Here is an 18,531-nt window from a genome sequence, read left to right on the forward strand (position 1 = left end):
TCTCAGGGTTGTAAGTCTGTGGTCTGAAACGGGGGCCTGGGGGTCGGCGGGGCCCTGTGGGTGAGGGCCCCGCCGGACTCCCGTCAGACCTCTTCGACGCTGCTCGGCTCGCGCCGGGACAGGTCGATGCCGAGCTCCTCCGCAGCGCGGAAGACGTCCTCGTCGGTGTCACGCATCTCGATGGACATACCGTCGCTGGACAGCACCTCCACGTTCAGGCAGAGCGACTGCATCTCCTTGATGAGCACCTTGAAGGACTCGGGGATGCCGGGCTCGGGGATGTTCTCGCCCTTGACGATGGCCTCGTAGACCTTCACGCGGCCGGTCACGTCGTCGGACTTGATGGTCAGCAGCTCCTGGAGGGCGTACGCGGCGCCGTAGGCCTCGAGGGCCCACACCTCCATCTCACCGAAGCGCTGGCCACCGAACTGGGCCTTACCACCCAGCGGCTGCTGGGTGATCATGCTGTACGGGCCGGTCGAGCGAGCGTGCAGCTTGTCGTCGACCAGGTGGTGCAGCTTCAGGATGTACATGTAGCCGACGGAGATCGGGTCCGGGAACGGCTCACCGCTACGGCCGTCGAACAGCCGCGCCTTACCGGTCGGGAGCACCATGCGCTCGCCGTCGCGGTTCGGGATGGTGTGCTGCAGCAGACCCGCGAGCTCGTCCTCGCGCGCACCGTCGAAGACGGGGGTCGCGACGTTGGTGCCCGGGTCGACCTGGTCGGCGCCGATCGCCTGGAGGCGCTGCGCCCACTCGTCCGCGAGGCCGGAGACGTCCCAGCCGCGGCTGGCGAGCCAGCCGAGGTGGATCTCCAGGACCTGTCCCGGGTTCATTCGGGACGGCACACCCAGCGGGTTGAGGATGATGTCGACCGGAGTTCCGTCCTCGAGGAACGGCATGTCCTCGATGGGAAGGATCTTCGAGATGACACCCTTGTTGCCGTGACGGCCGGCGAGCTTGTCACCGTCGGTGATCTTGCGCTTCTGCGCGACGTACACGCGCACCAGCTGGTTCACACCGGGGGGAAGCTCGTCGCCCTCCTCGCGGTCGAAGACGCGGACGCCGATGACCTTGCCGGTCTCGCCGTGCGGCACCTTCAGCGAGGTGTCACGGACCTCACGGGCCTTCTCACCGAAGATCGCGCGCAGCAGGCGCTCCTCCGGCGTCAGCTCGGTCTCACCCTTCGGGGTGACCTTGCCGACGAGGATGTCACCGGCGATGACCTCGGCACCGATACGGATGATGCCGCGCTCGTCGAGGTCGGCGAGGACCTCCTCGGAGACGTTCGGGATGTCCCGGGTGATCTCCTCGGGGCCGAGCTTGGTGTCACGGGCGTCGACCTCGTGCTCCTCGATGTGGATCGAGGAGAGGACGTCGTCCTGCACGAGGCGCTGCGACAGGATGATCGCGTCCTCGTAGTTGTGACCCTCCCACGGCATGAACGCCACGAGCAGGTTCTTGCCCAGCGCCATCTCACCGTTCTCGGTGGCCGGACCGTCGGCGAGGACCTGGCCCTCGACGATGCGGTCGCCCTCGTGGACGATGACCTTCTGGTTGACCGAGGTGCCCTGGTTGGAGCGGGCGAACTTGGCCAGACGGTACGTGATGTACGTGCCGTCGTCGTTGGCGGTGGTGATGTAGTCCGCGGAGACCTCCTGGACCACACCGGCCTTCTCGGCCTTGACGACGTCGCCGGCGTCGACGGCGGAGCGGTACTCCATGCCGGTGCCGACGAGCGGGGCCTCCGCCTTGATGAGCGGAACGGCCTGGCGCATCATGTTCGCGCCCATGAGGGCGCGGTTGGCGTCGTCGTGCTCGAGGAACGGGATCATGGCGGTCGCGACCGACACCATCTGGCGCGGCGAGACGTCCATGTAGTCCACGTCCTCGCCACCGACGTAGTCGACCTCGCCGCCACGGCGGCGGACGAGCACCCGGGCCTCGGCGAAGCGCAGGTCGTCCGTCAGCGTGGCGTTGGCCTGCGCGATGACGAAGCGGTCCTCCTCGTCGGCCGTCAGGTAGTCGACCTCGTCGGTGACCTGACCGTCGACGACCTTGCGGTACGGCGTCTCGACGAAACCGAACGCGTTGACGCGGCCGTAGGAGGCGAGCGAACCGATCAGACCGATGTTCGGGCCTTCAGGGGTCTCAATCGGGCACATACGGCCGTAGTGAGACGGGTGCACGTCACGGACCTCGAAGCCGGCCCGCTCACGGGACAGACCACCCGGGCCGAGCGCGGACAGACGACGCTTGTGCGTCAGCCCGGACAGCGGGTTGTTCTGGTCCATGAACTGCGACAGCTGGCTGGTGCCGAAGAACTCCTTGATGGAGGCGACGACCGGCCGGATGTTGATCAGGGTCTGCGGCGTGATCGCCTCGACGTCCTGGGTCGTCATGCGCTCGCGGACGACGCGCTCCATACGGGCCAGACCCGTACGGACCTGGTTCTGGATGAGCTCGCCGACGCTGCGCAGACGACGGTTGCCGAAGTGGTCGATGTCGTCGGTCTCGACGACGATCGTCTGACCGCTGTCGGCGACCGTCTCGGTCTCACCGGCGTGCAGCTTCACCAGGTACTTGATCGTCGAGATGACGTCCTCGACGGTCAGGATGCCCGCGTCGAGCGGAGCGTCCGCACCCAGCTTCTTGTTGACCTTGTAGCGGCCGACCTTGGCGAGGTCGTAACGCTTGGGGTTGAAGTACAGGTTCTCAAGAAGCGTCTGCGCGGCCTCACGCGTGGGGGGCTCGCCCGGACGCAGCTTGCGGTAGATGTCGAGCAGCGCGTCGTCCTGGCCCTGGGTGTGGTCCTTCTCCAGGGTGGCGCGCATCGACTCGTACTCGCCGAACTCCTCGAGGATCTGCTCGGTCGTCCAGCCGAGCGCCTTGAGCAGGACGGTGACGGACTGCTTGCGCTTGCGGTCGATACGGACACCGACCATGTCGCGCTTGTCGATCTCCATCTCCAGCCAGGCACCCCGGGACGGGATGATCTTGGCTGAGAAGATGTCCTTGTCGGACGTCTTGTCGATGGTCGAGTCGAAGTAGACACCGGGCGAACGGACCAGCTGCGACACCACGACACGCTCGGTGCCGTTGATGACGAACGTGCCCTTGTTCGTCATGAGCGGGAAGTCGCCCATGAAGACCGTCTGGGACTTGATCTCGCCGGTCTCGTTGTTGGTGAACTCAGCCGTCACGAAGAGCGGGGCGGCGTACGTGAAGTCGCGCTCCTTGCACTCGTCGATGCTGTTCTTCGGCGGCTCGAAGCGGTGGTCACGGAACGTCAGCGACATCGACCCGGAGAAGTCCTCGATCGGGGAGATCTCCTCGAAGATCTCCTCCAGACCGGACTTCGTGGGGACATCCTGACCGGACTCCAGAGCCTCCTCGACCCGACTCTGCCAGGCGGTGTTCCCGAGCAGCCAGTCAAAGCTCTCGGTCTGCAGCGCGAGCAGGTTGGGAACCTCGAGAGGCTCCTTGATCTTTGCAAAGGAGATGCGCAGCGGGGCGGTGCTGGCGCCGTTGTTCATATTCGCGGTCGAGGCGTTGCGCGAGGCGGCCAAGAGGGGGTCCTTCCGAGGGCTCGGACTCACTACGCGCGTACCGGCCCCTCACCCACACAAAGAGACAGAAAACCCAGGTCAGGGAATTCCGATCGTCGATGCTGAGGCGAGGGCAGACCCCTGGTGACGGGCAGGGGACAGCTAACAGGCAGCGCAAAGGGTCAGTGTAGCCACTCGGCACACTGCTGTCCAGTCCCGGTTTTCTGAGACCCTCGTTGTTCTCAACGTCTGCGCCATGCCTGCCCTCAACGCACGTTGATACTGCCCTCTTCGTCGTCGATCCATGCCTCGGAATCGGATCCTTGTGACGACGCGTCCTGAGAATTGCGCGCTGCGTGCGGTTCGTCAAGGCCCCCTTGGCCGAACCAGGGGTTCCGGAGACACGACGAAGATCACCATACCCCTCGCGTATGCGAGAGCAAGGCAACCGTGGCCGGGCCCCCGGGAACGCCGAAGAGCGACCACCCGAATGGATGATCGCTCTTCGGTGCGTTCGCGTTACAGCCCCCTGGGGCTGTCACAGGCGTTCGCGAAGGTCTTACTTGACCTCGACGGAGGCGCCGGCGCCCTCGAGGGCCTCCTTGGCCTTGTCGGCGGCTTCCTTGTTGACCTTCTCGAGAACCGGCTTCGGCGCACCGTCGACCAGGTCCTTGGCCTCCTTCAGGCCGAGGGAGGTCAGCTCACGCACGACCTTGATGACCTGGATCTTCTTGTCGCCGGCGCCGGTGAGGACGACGTCGAACTCGTCCTTCTCCTCGGCGGCCTCGGCGGCGGCGCCACCAGCGGCACCACCGGCGACGACGACCGGCGCGGCAGCGGCGGCGGTGACGTCGAACTTCTCCTCGAAGGCCTTCACGAACTCGGAGAGCTCGATGAGGGTCATCTCCTCGAACTGCGCGAGCAGGTCTTCCTGGCTGAGCTTCGCCATGATGGCGGTCCTTCCACTAAATCGGCAGGTGCCGGATGTACTGGGTGAGGCGGGCGTACGTCGGCCCGCTGTGGCCTCCGCGGTCAGGCTGCGGGGGCCAGTGTGCGAGCCGAATTACTCGGCACCGCCCTGCTCGGCCTGCTTGGCGCGGAGCGCGTCCACCGTGCGGACGAGCTTCGACGGCAGCGCCTGGAAGACGGAGGCAGCCTGGGACTGCTTCGCCTTGAAGGCACCGGCCAGCTTGCTGAGCAGAACCTCGCGGGACTCGAGGTCCGCAAGCTTCTTGATCTCGTCGGCGCTGAGCGCCTTACCCTCAAGGACACCGCCCTTGATGACGAGATTCGGGTTGTCCTTGGCGAAGTCACGGAGACCCTTCGCCGACTCCACCGGGTCACCGGTGACGAAGGCGACAGCCGTCGGACCGTTGAACAGGTCGTCCAGCGTCGTGATCCCGGCCTCGTTGGCCGCAATCTTGGTCAGCGTGTTCTTCACCACGGCGTACTGGGCGTTCTCACCGAGCGAACGACGCAGCGTCTTGAGCTGCGCCACGGTGAGACCGCGGTACTCGGTCAGCACGGCAGCGTTGGAGTTGCGGAACTGCTCCGTCAACTCGGCCACTGCGGCAGCCTTGTCGGGCCTCGCCATGAGCCTCGGCCTCCTTCCGGGTGATTCTGACCGCGCGGACCCGAAGGAGGACTGGGGAAAACGAAACGCCCCGGCGCAGGCGCACGGGGCGGACTCGACCGGCCGCACACGCGGGACGCGTGTACTCCGGGAGTTCTTCCACTGTCACCTGCGCGGGTCGTCCGCAGTTCAGCGGATCCTTCGGCCACCGCACCCTCTTACGAGCGCACGGCAACGACCAGCGGTCTTTGGCTTCTGTAGGAGAGTACGGGACGGATTCGCTGTCAAGCAAATCGGCCCCTACGGTGCTCGGCTCCCCGTCGGTTCGAGCGCCCCTCGGCGGCCGAAGCCTGGGCCCCAAGGAACCGTTGCCGGCGCTCAGGGCGTGCCGTCGAGCCCTCCTCGCTGCTTCAGCAGCTCCTTGAGGTCCACGGTGTCCCCCGCCGGAGGCTTCTCGGCCGTGGCCTTCACCCCGTAGTCGCTGTAGTACGCGGTCTGGGTGAGCTGCCCCGTGGCCGTGTGGCCCTTCTCGACCTTCTTGACCAGCAGGTTGCGGTCGTCGACCCATATGTCGACGGTCTGCGGGCCGGAGCCCTCCCCGGGCACGCTGCCGGAGTAGTGCGAGGTGGGCTCGCCTCGCACCGTCTCCTCGCCGACCTTCCGCACGTCCGTGGAGGTCAGCAGCAGCTTCACCGATGTGTGCGGCGCGGTGCCGCGCATCTGGTCGGCGAGGTCCGCTCCCGAGCCACCGGCGAGGTCCTCCAGGTCGTCGTAGGCGTACTTGATCCAGTGCTTGCCGTCGGCCTTCGCGGCGAACCCGTCGCCCATGCGCGCGTAGTAGGCGTCGGGGAGATAGCGGGCCTCCATCGACGTGCTGCCGAGTCGGCGCATCGTCTCGGCCGTCGTGCCGCCGGTGTATGTGATCGTCAGGGTGCCGGTGAGGCCGTCGCCCCAGGCGAGGGTGCCATCGGCCGTCATGGACAGTGCCGAGCCCATGGTGGTCGTGGACTTCACCCGGGCTGACTCGGCCTGGCCGGTGGACCGTTCGACGCTGCGCAGGGCGGCTGTGACGGCGCGGGAGGGCGTGGCGCGGTTCTGCTCGTCGGGACGGTCGGAGGAGGAGGTGCAGGCGGCCAGGGCCGTCAGCGCGGTCAGCAGCGCGATCCAGAGCACCGGCCGACGCGCCCTCGTACTCGTCATTCGTCCCCCCTGTGCGAACCCCGTTAATGAAAGTTAACCCAGGGCACTGACAAACGGAGCCGGACAAGGGGACGGGCCCCGCACCCGGGAAGGGTGCGGGGCCCGCTTCGAGCCTGGTGAGCCGATGGCTCAGACCGCGGCCGGGTCCTCCTCGACGAGGAGGTTGCGGGTGCGGTTCGGGTCGACGGGAACGCCGGGGCCCATCGTGGTGGTGATGGCGGCCTTCTTGATGTAGCGACCCTTGGCGGCGGACGGCTTCAGACGGAGGATCTCCTCCAGCGCGGCGCCGTAGTTCTCCACCAGCTTGGTGTCGTCGAAGGACACCTTGCCGATGATGAAGTGCAGGTTCGAGTGCTTGTCGACGCGGAACTCGATCTTGCCGCCCTTGATGTCGGTGACGGCCTTGGCGACGTCGGGGGTGACGGTGCCGGTCTTCGGGTTCGGCATCAGACCACGCGGACCGAGCACGCGGCCGAGGCGGCCGACCTTGCCCATGAGGTCCGGGGTGGCGACGACGGCGTCGAAGTCCAGGCGGCCCTTCGAAACCTCGTCGATCAGTTCGTCGGCACCGACGATGTCGGCGCCCGCGGCACGCGCGGCCTCGGCACGGTCGCCGGTCGCGAAGACCAGGACCCGGGCGGTCTTACCGGTGCCGTGCGGAAGGTTCACGGTGCCACGGACCATCTGGTCGGCCTTACGCGGGTCGACACCCAGACGGAAGGCGACCTCGACGGTGCCGTCGAACTTGGTCGTGGACGTCTCCTTGGCGAGACGGACGGCCTCGAGCGGGGCGTAGAGCTTCTCCCGGTCGACCTTGGCGTCCGCAGCGCGGAGAGTCTTGCTGCGCTTGCTCACTGCTGCTCCTGTGTTTTCTTAGGAGTCGTGGTCCGGGCCGAGCAGGCCCTCCCACGTATCTGCTTGGTGTACGGGGGTTGAGGTCAGCCCTCGACCGTGATGCCCATGGATCGGGCGGTGCCGGCGATGATCTTCGCGGCGGCGTCCAGGTCGTTGGCGTTGAGGTCGGGCATCTTGGTGGTGGCGATCTCGCGGACCTGCGCCTCGGTGATCTTGGCGACCTTGGTCTTGTGCGGCTCGCCGGAGCCCTTCTCCACGCCCGCGGCCTTGAGGATCATCTTGGCGGCCGGCGGCGTCTTGGTGATGAAGGTGAAGGAACGGTCCTCGTAGACCGTGATCTCCACCGGGATGACCCAACCGCGCTGCGACTCGGTCGCGGCGTTGTAGGCCTTGCAGAACTCCATGATGTTGACGCCGTGCTGACCCAGCGCGGGGCCGACCGGCGGGGCCGGGTTGGCGGCACCGGCCTGGATCTGGAGCTTGATGAGCCCCGTGACCTTCTTCTTCTTGGGAGGCATTACTCTCCGGGTCCTTTCGATTGAAGTGTGCCCTCGCCCGGGTCGCGTCCCGGATGAAGGCATACCGCACAACGATAACGGGTATAGATGCGCGGCTAAAAACCGCGCAGGTCAGACCGGCTACGAGAGCCCGTCTGACCTGCGCGGAAGCGGTGAGTCCAGAAGACTCGGAAACCCCGGGAGGGATCAGTTCTTCTGGATCTGGTCGAAGGACAGCTCGACCGGCGTCTCGCGGCCGAAGATCTCCACGAGGCCCTTGACCTTCTTCGAGTCGGCGTTGATCTCGTTGATGGTGGCCTGCAGCGTGGCGAACGGGCCGTCGGTGACGGTGACCGAGTCGCCGACCTCGAAGTCCAGCACCTGGACCTCGACCTTGCGGGCCGGAGCCGGCTTGCCTTCGGCCTCGGCGGCCTCGCGGGCGGCCTTCTCCTCGGCCTCCGGGGCGAGCATCTTGACGATCTCGTCCAGGGTCAGCGGGTACGGGTCGTAGGCGTTGCCCACGAAGCCGGTGACGCCGGGGGTGTTGCGGACGACACCCCAGGACTCGTTCGTCAGGTCCATGCGGACCAGGACGTAACCCGGCAGCTTGTTCTGCTTGATCGTCTTGCGGTCGCCGTTCTTGATCTGGACGACCTCTTCCTGCGGCACCTCGGCCTGGAAGATGTAGTCCTCGACGTTCAGCGAGACGGCGCGCTGCTCCAGGTTGGTCTTCACGCGGTTCTCGTAACCGGCGTAGGTGTGGATGACGTACCACTCGCCGGGCAGCGTGCGAAGCTCCTCGCGCAGGGCGGCGACGGGGTCGACGGGCTCGGCCTCTTCCTCGGCGGCCTCTTCCTCGTCCTCCACGTGCAGCGCGGCCTCCTCGGCCGGCTCGCCCGCCTCGGCGTCGGCAGCCTCGACCTCGTCCAGGTCCTCGTCCGCGCCCTCGACGATGTCGAGCTCGTCTTCCACGGACTCGGCGTCCTGTCCGTGCGGCTCGATGGCGTCGTTCAGGTTCTGGTCAGACACGGTGGCTGCTTCTTCCTGGATACATAGGGGTGGAACATGCGAAAGGGGCGCCGGTAACCACGGCGCCCTTCGCTCTTGGCTCAGCCGAAGACGTACTTGGCGGCGTTGTCGAGCCCATAGTCAATCACGGTCACCAGGCCGATCATGATGACGACGAAGATGATCACCACGGTGGTGTACGTCGTCAGCTGGTTGCGCGTGGGCCAGACGACCTTGCGGAGTTCCGCGACGATCTGGCGGTAGAAGAGCGCGAGTCGCTTCAGCGGGCCCTTCTTGCCACGCTTGCCGCCCTTGCGGGTCTTCTTCTTGGACTCCGGCGCCTCGTCCTGGGCATCAGGCATGTCGATGGAGCCCACGGCGTCCGTCACTCGTCCTCACCTGATTCCGGGTCGTGGCCGTGCCGCGCCCGGTCTGAGCCGCACGGCGGTGCATTGCTGTACGTACATGCGCACACATCCTGGCGAAGGTGTGTGTAGCAGGGCCGGAGGGACTTGAACCCCCAACCGCCGGTTTTGGAGACCGGTGCTCTACCAATTGAGCTACGACCCTTTGGTGTGTCCCCCAACGTACCGCATCCGACCGGGTGCTCGTTGTGCACCGTGCGACTGCGGGCTGCTGAAGGCCAACGAGGTGAGAGTGTACGTGGTCCCGGGCGCCCCGTCGAACAGAAAGTGGCCGATGAGGGCTTGGTTGGCGGAAGATCGCCCGGAGTTCGGCGGTGCGACGGCGCAAGATCGCCCTGGCCGCGGGCCCGATCCGGACGAATGTTCAACCGATGTTCAGTCTGTGAAACCCGCATGCCGCCCGCGTTTCCGGTCTGAAACCATGGGCCCCATGAGCGCTGCAACCCCTCCCACCGAGCGCCGGGTCTCCGCCCGAGTCGGCGCGATCTCCGAGTCCGCCACCCTCGCCGTGGACGCCAAGGCCAAGGCCCTCAAGGCCGCCGGGCGACCGGTGATCGGCTTCGGCGCCGGTGAGCCCGACTTCCCGACCCCGGACTACATCGTCGAGGCCGCCATCGAGGCCTGCAAGAACCCGAAGTACCACCGCTACACCCCGGCCGGCGGCCTGCCCGAGCTGAAGGCCGCGATCGCCGCGAAGACGCTGCGGGACTCCGGCTACGAGCCCGACGTCTCCCAGATCCTGGTCACCAACGGCGGCAAGCAGGCCATCTACGAAGCTTTCGCCGCGATCCTCGACCCGGGCGACGAGGTCATCGTTCCGGCCCCGTACTGGACGACGTACCCCGAGTCGATCCGCCTCGCCGGCGGTGTCCCGGTCGAGGTCGTCGCCGACGAGACGACCGGCTACCGCGTCTCGGTCGAGCAGCTGGAGGCGGCCCGCACCGAGAAGACGAAGGTCGTCCTGTTCGTCTCCCCGTCCAACCCGACCGGAGCGGTCTACAGCGAGGCCGAGACCGAGGCGATCGGCCGCTGGGCCGTCGAGCACGGCCTGTGGGTGATGACGGACGAGATCTACGAGCACCTGGTCTACGGCGACGCGGTGTCCGTGTCGCTGCCCGCGGTCCTGCCGGAGCTGCGCGACAAGTGCATCGTGGTCAACGGTGTCGCCAAGACGTACGCCATGACGGGCTGGCGGGTCGGCTGGATCATCGGCCCGAAGGACGTCGTCAAGGCCGCGACGAACCTGCAGTCGCACGCCACGTCGAACGTCTCGAACGTGGCGCAGGTGGCCGCCCTCGCCGCCGTCTCCGGCGACCTGGACGCCGTCGCGAAGATGCGCGAGGCCTTCGACCGCCGCCGCAAGACGATCGTGCGGATGCTCAACGAGATCGACGGCGTGGTCTGCCCGGAGCCCGAGGGCGCCTTCTACGCCTACCCCTCGGTGAAGGCCCTCATCGGCAAGGAGATCCGCGGCAAGCGCCCGCAGGACTCGGTCGAGCTGGCCGCGCTCATCCTGGAGGAGGCCGAGGTCGCGGTGGTCCCGGGCGAGGCCTTCGGCACGCCGGGCTATCTGCGGCTGTCGTACGCGCTCGGTGACGAGGACCTCGTCGAGGGCGTGAGCCGGATCCAGAAGCTGCTGGCGGAGGCCAGGGACTGAGGTCCGTCGCTGTCATGAGGCACCTCCGGATTTCGGAGGTGCCTCATTTGTTTGTGCGAGCAAGACCACTAAAGGGGAAACCGCTACCGGGACGGCGGACACGTACGGCAGGATCCTGGAATGGAGCGTGTACGTGATGTCTCTGAACTGCCGAAAGCCCATCTGCACCTGCACTTCACCGGCTCTATGCGGCCGGCGACCCTGCTGGAACTGGCCGACAAATACGGGGTGCGTCTGCCGGAGGCGCTGACCGACGCGCTGACCAGCGGGGAGCCGCCGAAGCTGCGGGCGACGGACGAGCGGGGCTGGTTCCGCTTCCAGCGTCTGTACGACTCGGCGCGCTCGTGCCTGCGGCAGCCGGAGGACATCCAGCGGCTGGTCAGGGAGGCGGCGGAGGAGGACATCAAGGACGGCGCCGGGTGGCTGGAGATCCAGGTCGACCCGACGTCGTACGCGCCCCGGCTGGGCGGTCTGATCCCGGCGCTGGAGGTCATCCTGGACGCGGTGGAGACGGCGTCGCGGGACACGGGTCTCGGGATGCGCGTCCTGGTCGCCGCGAACCGGATGAAGCACCCCCTGGACGCCCGCACGCTGGCGCGGCTCGCGGTGCGGTACGCGGATCGGGGTGTCGTCGGCTTCGGGTTGTCGAACGACGAGCGCCGGGGCATGGCGCGGGACTTCGACCGTGCGTTCCACATCGCCCGCGAGGGCGGCCTGCTGTCGGCCCCGCACGGTGGCGAGCTGACCGGCCCGTCCTCGGTCCGGGACTGCCTGGACGACCTGGACGCGAACCGGATCGGCCACGGGGTGCGGGCGGCCGAGGACCCACGGTTGCTGAAGCGGCTCGCCGACCGGGGCGTGACCTGCGAGGTGTGTCCCGCGTCGAACGTCGCCCTCGGCGTCTACGAGAAGCCGGAGGACGTCCCGCTGCGGACGCTGTACGAGGCCGGCGTCCCGATGGCCCTCGGCGCCGACGACCCGCTGCTCTTCGGCTCGCGGCTCGCCGCCCAGTACGACATCGCCCGCCACCACCACGCCTTCACGGACGAGGAGCTGGCGGAGTTGGCCCGGCAGTCGGTGCGCGGGTCGGCGGCGCCGGAGGACATGAAGGCGAAGCTGCTGGCGGGAATTGACGACTGGCTCGCGTAGCGGGGGGTGCTGCGCGGGGTGCGGGGTCGGCCGGTCAGCCGCCGATACCGGCCAGCAGCGTACGGGCCAGCCGGGCGGCGAACTCGTCCACCGGCGGCCGTACCGCCTCCTTCGTCGCGTCATAGGCGAACGCCCGTTGCGCGCAGGCGCCCATCAGCAGGGACGCCGCCGCGAACGTGTCCGCGTCCGTGCCGACCCGGCCCAGCTCCTGCTCGGCCCGAAGGTACGTGTCGAGCTCCTGGATCGGCACATGCGGGCCCGCCCCCATCTGCCGTACGGCGTCGTCGTGCCGCCGCTTGAGCTCGGTCTGCGCGTACAGCGACGCGGCGATCGGGAAGCTCTGCTCGTAGAACAGCGCCGCCTGTCGGGCGATCTCGGTGAGGTTCTCCTGGAGGGAGTGCCGGCCCGGCTCGGCGGCGAGGCTGCTGAGCAGCGGGCGGAGCGGGGGCAGCCGCTCGGTGAGCACCTGGATGAAGAGCTCCTCCTTGCTCTCGAAGTGCTTGTACAGCGCCGCCTCGGAACACCCGGCCGCCCGTGCGATCTCCTTCGTCGTGGCCCGCGACAGTCCGACCGTGCGCATCAGCTCGTGTGCGGCGTCGAGGAGCCGCACGCGGGTCGGTTTGTTCTCCATGGCCTGTCCAATCGCACTTGACGGGTGGGTGAGTACTTACTCACTCTAGAGGGAGACCGGGTGAGTGAACACTCACCCACCGAATCTCATGCGGACGGGAGCCCTCATGAAACTCACCGTTTTCGGCGCGACCGGAGGCATCGGCAAGGAGATCGTCCGTCAGGCCCTGGACGCCGGCCATGAGGTCACAGCCGTCGTGCGGGACACCGCGCGCCTCCCCCTCACCGGTGACCGTCTGGAGGTGTTCCGCGCGGATCTCACCGACCCCGGTGCGCTGCGGCCCGCCGTCGCGGGACGGGACGCGGTGCTGTCCGGCCTCGGTGCGCGCGGGCGCGGGGATGCGGGGGTCGCGGCACGGCTGACCCGTACGGTGCTGGCTGCACTGGAGGCAGAGGAGGTGCGGCGGCTGCTCGTGGTGAGCGCCGCGCCGGTCGGGCCCGAGCCGGAGGGGGACGGGTTCCTGGACCGTGCGGTGCGCGGCATCGTGTCGGCCGTTCTCAAGGACATCTACGCCGACCTCCGGGTGATGGAGGCCGAGGTCGCCCGTGGCGACGTGGACTGGACGGTCGTACGGCCCCCGCGACTGCAGGACAAGCCGGTCACCGGCAGGTACCGCACGGTTGTGGGCGGGTTTCCGCTCAGGGGGCGCTTCATCGGGCGGGCGGATGTGGCCCACGCGATGCTGGGGATGATCGGCGATCCGGCGACGGTGAAGGAGGGGGTGGGCGTGGCCTACTGAGGGTCTGGCCTGGAGAAAGCCTGGGCTAGAGGCTGACTCCGACCGTCACCGGCTCGTTCACCAGCGTGATGCCGAAGGTCTCGCGGACGCCTGCGACGACCTCGCGGGCGAGTGCGAGGAGGTCCTCGGTGGTCGCCTCGCCGCGGTTGGTGAGCGCGAGGGTGTGCTTCGTGGAGATGCGGGCGGGGCCGGTGCCGTACCCCTTGGTGAAGCCCGCCTTGTCGATGAGCCAGGCCGCGGACGTCTTGGTGTGGCCCTCCCCCGCGGGGTAGGCGGGCGGTTCCACGCCGTCGCCGAGGCGCTCGCGCACACGCGCGTGGAACGCGGTGAACTGCTCGTCCGTGAGGATCGGGTTGGTGAAGAAGGATCCCGCCGACCAGGTGTCGTGGTCTTCGGGGTCCAGGACCATGCCCTTCCCCGTACGCAGCTTCAGCACGGTCTCGCGGGCGGCCGCCAGGGGCACGCGGTCGCCGACCTCGACTCCGAGAACGCGGGCCGTCTCGGCGTACTTCACGGGGGCGGAGAGCCCGTCGGCGTCCTCCAGTCGGAAGCGGACGCGCAGGACGACGTAGCGCTCGGGGTCGGCCTTGAAGCGGCTGTGGCGGTAGGAGAAGGCGCAGTCGGCGTTCGAGATGACGACGGTCTGGCCTGCCTGGCGGTCGTACGCGATCACCTCGGTGATCGTGGAGGAGACCTCCTGGCCGTAGGCGCCGACGTTCTGGATGGGCGTCGCGCCCGCGGAGCCGGGGATTCCGGCGAGGCACTCGACGCCGGCGAGCCCGGCCTCGACGGTGCGGGCGACGGCGTCGGTCCAGACCTCGCCGGCGGCCAGTTCGAGGGTGGTGCCGTCGAGCTCGAAGCCCTTCGTGGCGATGACGAGTGCGGTGCCCTCGAAGCCCTTGTCGCCGATGACGAGGTTCGATCCGCCGCCGATGAGCAGCAGCGGCGTACCGGCGGCGTCGACCTCGCGCACGACGTCGATCACCTCGGCGTCGGTGGTCGCGATCACCAGGCGGGTGGCGGGGCCGCCCAGCCGGAAGGTGGTGAGGGGGGCGAGTGGGGCGTCGTGGAGTTCCTGCACGCGCTCAAGACTACGAGACGGCACTGACAGCCCCGGCACCCCTGGTGAGCGCCGGGGCGGAGGCACACGCCACACGCGCGTGCCGTTCAGGTCAGACGCCGGAACGCCTCGGCCCAGCCGAGCGGGAGGTCGTCGCTCGACACCTGCCAGGTGGCGAACTTCGCATCCCGCATCTGCGCGGACAGGCCCCGCGACGTCGGGGCATGAGTGCCCGAGCGAGCGAAGTCCTTGAGCGCCGCCGGTGACTCCCATGCGGACAGCGTCCAGAAGGTCCGCTTGAACGGCTCCGCCTTGAGGGATGCCCCGTACGCTCCGGGCGCCTGGCTCACCTGCCGCCACACACCGGGCGTACGGGCGAGGAAGCGAAGCGCTCCCCAAAGGGTGCGGGTCTCGAAGCGGGAGGCGAAGACGTGCACCTCGGTGTCCGGCGGCGCGGGGTTCGGCACGGTCCAGGGAAGGGTGGGCATGACTGCTCCTCACGGGTCGGGGGTTGTCAGTGGCGGGCCGTCTCCAGGACGGGCTCGGGCAGCTGCTCGGCCACGCGCGCGGCCTTGCCGTCGCGCCGCCTGCCCGGAATCAGCAGGGCAGCCACTCCGGCGAGGGCCACCACCGTGGCGCCGGTGACCAGGGCGGGCCGCAGTCCGTCGACGAAGGTCTGGCCGGTCTCGTAGCCACCCTGCGCGGAGAAGACCGACGCCATGACGGCGATGCCGAGCGCGCCGCCGACCTCGCGCAGGGCGTTGTTTGCGCCGGAGGCGATGCCCTGCTCCGAGGCTCGGACGCTGGACATGACCAGGTTGGAGGCCGGGGCGAAGAACAGGGCCATGCCGATGCCGCTGATGATCAGGCCGGGCAGCTGGGCGCCGTAGGAGGCGTCGACGGTGATCACGGAGGTCAGGTAGGCGAGGCCCGCGGCCTGGAGGAAGAGGCCCGTGGCGACCACGGGGCGACCGCCGACGCGGTCGGAGAGTATGCCCGCGATCGGCGCGACGAGCATGGGCATGCCGGTCCAGGGCAGCATGCGCAGGCCCGCCTCGGTCGGCGAGTAGCCGAGCACTCCCTGCATGTACTGGCTGAGCAGGAAGATCGACCCGAACATGCCGAGGAACATCAGCATGCTCGCGGCGTTGATCCCGGAGAAGGCCCGGGAGCGGAACAGCCTCATCGGCAGCATCGGGTTCTTGGCTCGGGCGCTGTAGAGGACGAAGCCGACGAGCATCGCCCCTCCGGTGAACAGGCCGGCCAGGACCAGTCGGCCGGTCCAGCCGTCGGCGGGTCCGCGCACCAGGCCGTACACGATGCCGAACAGGCCGCCGCTGGCGAGCAGGGTGCCGGGGATGTCGAGCGGGGCGCCGGTGCCGTACGACTCGGCGAGACGCAGCCGGGCGAGAGGTAGCAGGACGAGTCCGAGCGGAACGTTCAGCCAGAAGATCCACTGCCAGGAGATGTGCTCCGTGAGGCTGCCGCCGATGAGAGGGCCGGAGGCGACGGCGAGGCCGTTGACGGCGCCCCAGATGCCGTATGCCATCCCCCGCTTGGCCACGGGCACGGCCGCCGTCAGCAGGGTCAGCGTCAGCGGCATCATGATCGCCGCGCCGACGCCCTGTACGGCGCGGGCCGCGATGAGGGAGTTAATGCCGGGGGCGAGGGCCGCGGCCGCGGACGCGCCGGTGAAGATCGTGATGCCGACGAGGAAGAGCCGTCGGCGGCCGAAGCGGTCACCCAGTGCCGCGCCGAACATCAGCAGGACGGCGAAGGTGAGTGTGTACGCACTCACCGTCCATTCCAGGTCGTGCAGCGCTCCGCCCAGGTCCTTGCGGATCGAGGGCAACGCGGTGGTGACCACGAGGTTGTCGAGCGACGCCATGAACCCGGCGACGCTGGTGATGACGAGGGCCCAGCCGGCCCCGCCTTTGAGGGTTGTCCGCGCGTTCTGGTCGGTGTGGTGTGTCATCGCTCCCCCAGGGGTGATGCATGGGTTCCGGTCGGCTGTGGACAGTTCGCTGGGGTCGTTCGTCTCCAGGTTCCGCCTTTGGTAGTTATTGATCACTAACTTTTGCGCTCATGAAGCGGGGCCGAAACCCTCCGCATGCCACCCTCAGGGCTTTTCCTCGGGCCGCTCCGGCGGGGTCATTCCCGCCCAGACCCGGTGCTCGGGCGGGAAGCCCATGGCCAGCAGGCAGTTGATGAGCATGCCGTACGCCAAGAAGGTCGTCGTCTCGTTGACATCCGCCCCCAGTGGCAGGTGCACGGTGTCCCACAGCCGCATCCAGCCGGCGCGCACCGCCTCGCCGAACTCGTGGTCGCCCTCCTGCTCGGCGGCCGCCACGGCGACGTACATCTGCATCTGCATCATCAGCCACTCGGGCTGCTCCGTGACCACCTTCCGGTACGCCTCCCCCATGGCCTGGAGAGCCTCTTCACCCTCCAGCCCGTCGGAGGCTTCCTCGAACATCCGGATGGTGTCCTCGACACAGCGCCCGGCGGCCGCGAGGAAGATCGCCTTCTTACCCGGGAAGAGCCGGAAGAGATACGGCTGCGAGACTCCGACGCGCTTGGCGATCGCCTCGGTCGACGTGCCGTGGTAGCCACCACGGGCGAACTCGGTCGTCGCCGCGCGGATGACGCTCTCGCGCCTCTCTTCTGCGCTCATCCTGGGCATGAGAACAAAGTTAGTACTCAATCACTAACTGGACAAGGGCGGCGGCCGAGAAGGCGTAAGGGGCGCCCCGCCATGGAGGACGCCCCTTACCTCGCGGCACGCGCGCGTGCCGTTCACGCCAGTTGTACGACCGCCCGCGACATCCCGAGCACCTTCTGCCCGGCACTCTTCACGGTCAGGTCGACGCGGACCCGGTTGTCGTCGAGCTTGGCCGCGACCTTGCCGCTGACCTCGATCGTGGCCCCCTGCTCGTCGTTCGGAACGACGACGGGCTTGGTGAAACGGACGCCGTACTCGACGACCGCGCCCGGATCTCCGGCCCAGTCGGTGACCACGCGGATCGCCTCGGCCATGGTGAACATGCCGTGCGCGATGACGTCCGGCAGGCCGACCTCCTTGGCGAACTTCTCGTTCCAGTGGATCGGGTTGAAGTCACCGGAGGCACCCGCGTACTGGACGAGGGTGGCGCGGGTCACGGGGAAGGTCTGGGTGGGCAGTTCGGTGCCGACCTCGATGTCGCCGTAAGCGATCTTCGCCGTCATCGGTCTCAGGCCTCCCCTTCTGTGGCGTCCGCCCCACGGGCGACGAGCTTCGTCCAGGCGGTCACGACGTGCTCCCCCGCCTCGTCGTGGACCTCGCCGCGGATGTCCAGGATCTCGTTGCCCGCCATGGACTTGATGGCCTCGATGGTCGAGGTGACCCTCAGCCGGTCGCCGGCGCGCACCGGGCGGGTGTAGGCGAACTTCTGGTCGCCGTGCACCACCCGGCTGTAGTCCAGGCCCAGCTGGGGGTCGGTGGTGACCTGTGCCGCGGCCTTGAAGGTGATCGCGAACACAAAAGTCGGCGGAGCGATCACATCCGAGTGGCCGAGCGCCTTGGCGGCCTCCGGGTCCGTGTACGCCGGGTTGGTGTCCCCGACCGCCTGCGCGAACTCCCGGATCTTCTCCCGGCCCACCTCGTAGGGGTCGGTGGGCGGGTAGCTCCGCCCCACGAAGGACTGGTCGAGCGCCATGGCTCGGCACCTCCTGCTGTCTGCTGCGGCTGACCTGCTGGTTCGCCTGGCTGATTCACCCGGGGCCGGCCGGAACCGACCGGTAACCGGGGCGGAAACGACGCGAGGCCGCCCCCCGTTTGTGGGGGCGGCCTCGCGTACGAGCCTGATTTATCGCGTCTCGCGGTGCGCGGTGTGCGCGTTGCAACGCGGGCAGTGCTTCTTCATCTCAAGACGGTCCGGGTTGTTACGCCGGTTCTTCTTGGTGATGTAGTTCCGCTCCTTGCACTCCACGCAGGCCAGCGTGATCTTCGGGCGGACGTCGGTGGCAGCCACGTGAGTGCTCCTTGACGAACGGATAGATTGATTTAACGCAAGAAAGAGTAGCCGATCGAAGGACCGACCCCGCAATCGGCTACTGTCAGTAGCGGTGACCGGACTTGAACCGGTGACACAGCGATTATGAGCCGCTTGCTCTACCGACTGAGCTACACCGCTGTGATGCGATCGGCCCC

At 68.1% G+C, this 18,531-nt stretch carries 19 protein-coding genes and 2 tRNA genes; 3 read left to right on the forward strand and 18 right to left on the reverse strand.

Annotated features, from left to right (window positions below):
- Positions 1–83: 83 nt before the first annotated feature.
- The 9 genes from rpoB to IF78_RS0122415 all read right to left on the reverse strand — a co-directional run bounded on the left by rpoB (position 84) and on the right by IF78_RS0122415 (position 9,251).
- Positions 84–3,569 (reverse strand): DNA-directed RNA polymerase subunit beta, encoded by a 3,486-nt coding sequence (gene rpoB, locus IF78_RS0122375; protein WP_031477877.1) that lies wholly within the window; start codon positions 3,567–3,569, stop codon positions 84–86.
- Between the two features lie 538 nt (positions 3,570–4,107).
- Positions 4,108–4,497, reverse strand: coding sequence for a 50S ribosomal protein L7/L12 (gene rplL / locus IF78_RS0122380; protein ID WP_031477878.1), 390 nt, complete (start codon positions 4,495–4,497; stop codon positions 4,108–4,110).
- Between the two features lie 114 nt (positions 4,498–4,611).
- Positions 4,612–5,142, reverse strand: a complete 531-nt coding sequence (rplJ, locus tag IF78_RS0122385) for a 50S ribosomal protein L10 (RefSeq protein WP_030046352.1) — start codon at positions 5,140–5,142, stop codon at positions 4,612–4,614.
- 357 nt (positions 5,143–5,499) lie between these two features.
- Positions 5,500–6,321 (reverse strand): SCO4651 family lipoprotein, encoded by an 822-nt coding sequence (locus IF78_RS0122390; protein WP_031477880.1) that lies wholly within the window; start codon positions 6,319–6,321, stop codon positions 5,500–5,502.
- Positions 6,322–6,450: 129 nt separating this feature from the next.
- The gene (gene rplA / locus IF78_RS0122395; protein WP_031477882.1) at positions 6,451–7,176 is read right to left on the reverse strand and encodes a 50S ribosomal protein L1; all 726 of its coding nucleotides are present in this window, start codon (positions 7,174–7,176) and stop codon (positions 6,451–6,453) included.
- Positions 7,177–7,259: 83 nt separating this feature from the next.
- Positions 7,260–7,694, reverse strand: coding sequence for a 50S ribosomal protein L11 (gene rplK, locus IF78_RS0122400; RefSeq protein WP_028805116.1), 435 nt, complete (start codon positions 7,692–7,694; stop codon positions 7,260–7,262).
- Between the two features lie 186 nt (positions 7,695–7,880).
- On the reverse strand, positions 7,881–8,702 hold the full coding sequence (gene nusG, locus IF78_RS0122405; protein ID WP_031477884.1) for a transcription termination/antitermination protein NusG: 822 nt from the start codon (positions 8,700–8,702) through the stop codon (positions 7,881–7,883).
- Between the two features lie 80 nt (positions 8,703–8,782).
- Positions 8,783–9,070 (reverse strand): preprotein translocase subunit SecE, encoded by a 288-nt coding sequence (gene secE / locus IF78_RS0122410; RefSeq protein ID WP_031477885.1) that lies wholly within the window; start codon positions 9,068–9,070, stop codon positions 8,783–8,785.
- A 108-nt stretch (positions 9,071–9,178) separates the two neighbouring features.
- Positions 9,179–9,251, reverse strand: a tRNA-Trp gene (locus IF78_RS0122415).
- A gap of 285 nt (positions 9,252–9,536) precedes the next feature.
- Between IF78_RS0122415 and IF78_RS0122420 the strand changes: the two genes are divergently transcribed.
- The gene (locus IF78_RS0122420; RefSeq protein ID WP_031477886.1) at positions 9,537–10,763 is read left to right on the forward strand and encodes a pyridoxal phosphate-dependent aminotransferase; all 1,227 of its coding nucleotides are present in this window, start codon (positions 9,537–9,539) and stop codon (positions 10,761–10,763) included.
- Between the two features lie 120 nt (positions 10,764–10,883).
- A complete protein-coding gene (locus IF78_RS0122425; RefSeq protein ID WP_031477887.1) occupies positions 10,884–11,912 on the forward strand; it encodes an adenosine deaminase in 1,029 nt (342 codons plus the stop codon).
- A gap of 34 nt (positions 11,913–11,946) precedes the next feature.
- Here IF78_RS0122425 and IF78_RS0122430 read toward each other — a convergent pair whose 3' ends face one another.
- Entirely contained in the window at positions 11,947–12,543 is a 597-nt protein-coding gene (locus IF78_RS0122430; protein WP_031477888.1) for a TetR/AcrR family transcriptional regulator, read from the reverse strand.
- A 106-nt stretch (positions 12,544–12,649) separates the two neighbouring features.
- On the opposite strand from IF78_RS0122430, the gene IF78_RS0122435 reads away from it, so the two are divergent.
- The gene (locus IF78_RS0122435; RefSeq protein ID WP_031477889.1) at positions 12,650–13,282 is read left to right on the forward strand and encodes an NAD(P)-dependent oxidoreductase; all 633 of its coding nucleotides are present in this window, start codon (positions 12,650–12,652) and stop codon (positions 13,280–13,282) included.
- 25 nt (positions 13,283–13,307) lie between these two features.
- Here IF78_RS0122435 and IF78_RS0122440 read toward each other — a convergent pair whose 3' ends face one another.
- The 8 genes from IF78_RS0122440 to IF78_RS0122475 form a co-directional block, all read right to left on the reverse strand.
- Positions 13,308–14,363, reverse strand: a complete 1,056-nt coding sequence (locus IF78_RS0122440) for a UDP-N-acetylmuramate dehydrogenase (RefSeq protein ID WP_031477890.1) — start codon at positions 14,361–14,363, stop codon at positions 13,308–13,310.
- A gap of 86 nt (positions 14,364–14,449) precedes the next feature.
- Positions 14,450–14,830, reverse strand: coding sequence for a DUF3291 domain-containing protein (locus IF78_RS0122445; protein WP_031477892.1), 381 nt, complete (start codon positions 14,828–14,830; stop codon positions 14,450–14,452).
- A 26-nt stretch (positions 14,831–14,856) separates the two neighbouring features.
- Entirely contained in the window at positions 14,857–16,317 is a 1,461-nt protein-coding gene (locus IF78_RS0122450; protein ID WP_031477894.1) for an MFS transporter, read from the reverse strand.
- Between the two features lie 144 nt (positions 16,318–16,461).
- A complete protein-coding gene (locus tag IF78_RS0122455; RefSeq protein ID WP_031477896.1) occupies positions 16,462–17,025 on the reverse strand; it encodes a TetR/AcrR family transcriptional regulator in 564 nt (187 codons plus the stop codon).
- Between the two features lie 113 nt (positions 17,026–17,138).
- Positions 17,139–17,567 (reverse strand): MaoC family dehydratase, encoded by a 429-nt coding sequence (locus IF78_RS0122460; RefSeq protein ID WP_031477898.1) that lies wholly within the window; start codon positions 17,565–17,567, stop codon positions 17,139–17,141.
- A gap of 5 nt (positions 17,568–17,572) precedes the next feature.
- Entirely contained in the window at positions 17,573–18,037 is a 465-nt protein-coding gene (locus IF78_RS0122465; RefSeq protein WP_031477900.1) for a MaoC family dehydratase N-terminal domain-containing protein, read from the reverse strand.
- Positions 18,038–18,187: 150 nt separating this feature from the next.
- Positions 18,188–18,352: a 50S ribosomal protein L33 gene (gene rpmG, locus IF78_RS0122470; protein ID WP_003948671.1), complete on the reverse strand. Its 165-nt coding sequence runs from the start codon at positions 18,350–18,352 to the stop codon at positions 18,188–18,190.
- 89 nt (positions 18,353–18,441) lie between these two features.
- Positions 18,442–18,514, reverse strand: a tRNA-Met gene (locus IF78_RS0122475).
- Positions 18,515–18,531 lie beyond the last annotated feature (17 nt).

The organism is Streptomyces bicolor (assembly GCF_000719285.1).
GTDB lineage: Bacteria > Actinomycetota > Actinomycetes > Streptomycetales > Streptomycetaceae > Streptomyces > Streptomyces bicolor.

Bases quoted from the DNA above. Each gene is read 5' to 3' on its own strand.
- rplK (WP_028805116.1), bottom strand. From the start codon at position 7,694: ATGCCTCCCAAGAAGAAGAAGGTCACGGGGCTCATCAAGCTCCAGATC.
- IF78_RS0122390 (WP_031477880.1), bottom strand. From the start codon at position 6,321: ATGACGAGTACGAGGGCGCGTCGGCCGGTGCTCTGGATCGCGCTGCTG.
- rplJ (WP_030046352.1), bottom strand. From the start codon at position 5,142: ATGGCGAGGCCCGACAAGGCTGCCGCAGTGGCCGAGTTGACGGAGCAG.
- IF78_RS0122425 (WP_031477887.1), top strand. From the start codon at position 10,884: ATGGAGCGTGTACGTGATGTCTCTGAACTGCCGAAAGCCCATCTGCAC.
- IF78_RS0122445 (WP_031477892.1), bottom strand. From the start codon at position 14,830: ATGCCCACCCTTCCCTGGACCGTGCCGAACCCCGCGCCGCCGGACACC.
- IF78_RS0122465 (WP_031477900.1), bottom strand. From the start codon at position 18,037: ATGGCGCTCGACCAGTCCTTCGTGGGGCGGAGCTACCCGCCCACCGAC.
- rplL (WP_031477878.1), bottom strand. From the start codon at position 4,497: ATGGCGAAGCTCAGCCAGGAAGACCTGCTCGCGCAGTTCGAGGAGATG.
- IF78_RS0122455 (WP_031477896.1), bottom strand. From the start codon at position 17,025: ATGCCCAGGATGAGCGCAGAAGAGAGGCGCGAGAGCGTCATCCGCGCG.
- IF78_RS0122450 (WP_031477894.1), bottom strand. From the start codon at position 16,317: ATGACACACCACACCGACCAGAACGCGCGGACAACCCTCAAAGGCGGG.
- IF78_RS0122430 (WP_031477888.1), bottom strand. From the start codon at position 12,543: ATGGAGAACAAACCGACCCGCGTGCGGCTCCTCGACGCCGCACACGAG.
- IF78_RS0122460 (WP_031477898.1), bottom strand. From the start codon at position 17,567: ATGACGGCGAAGATCGCTTACGGCGACATCGAGGTCGGCACCGAACTG.
- IF78_RS0122435 (WP_031477889.1), top strand. From the start codon at position 12,650: ATGAAACTCACCGTTTTCGGCGCGACCGGAGGCATCGGCAAGGAGATC.
- IF78_RS0122420 (WP_031477886.1), top strand. From the start codon at position 9,537: ATGAGCGCTGCAACCCCTCCCACCGAGCGCCGGGTCTCCGCCCGAGTC.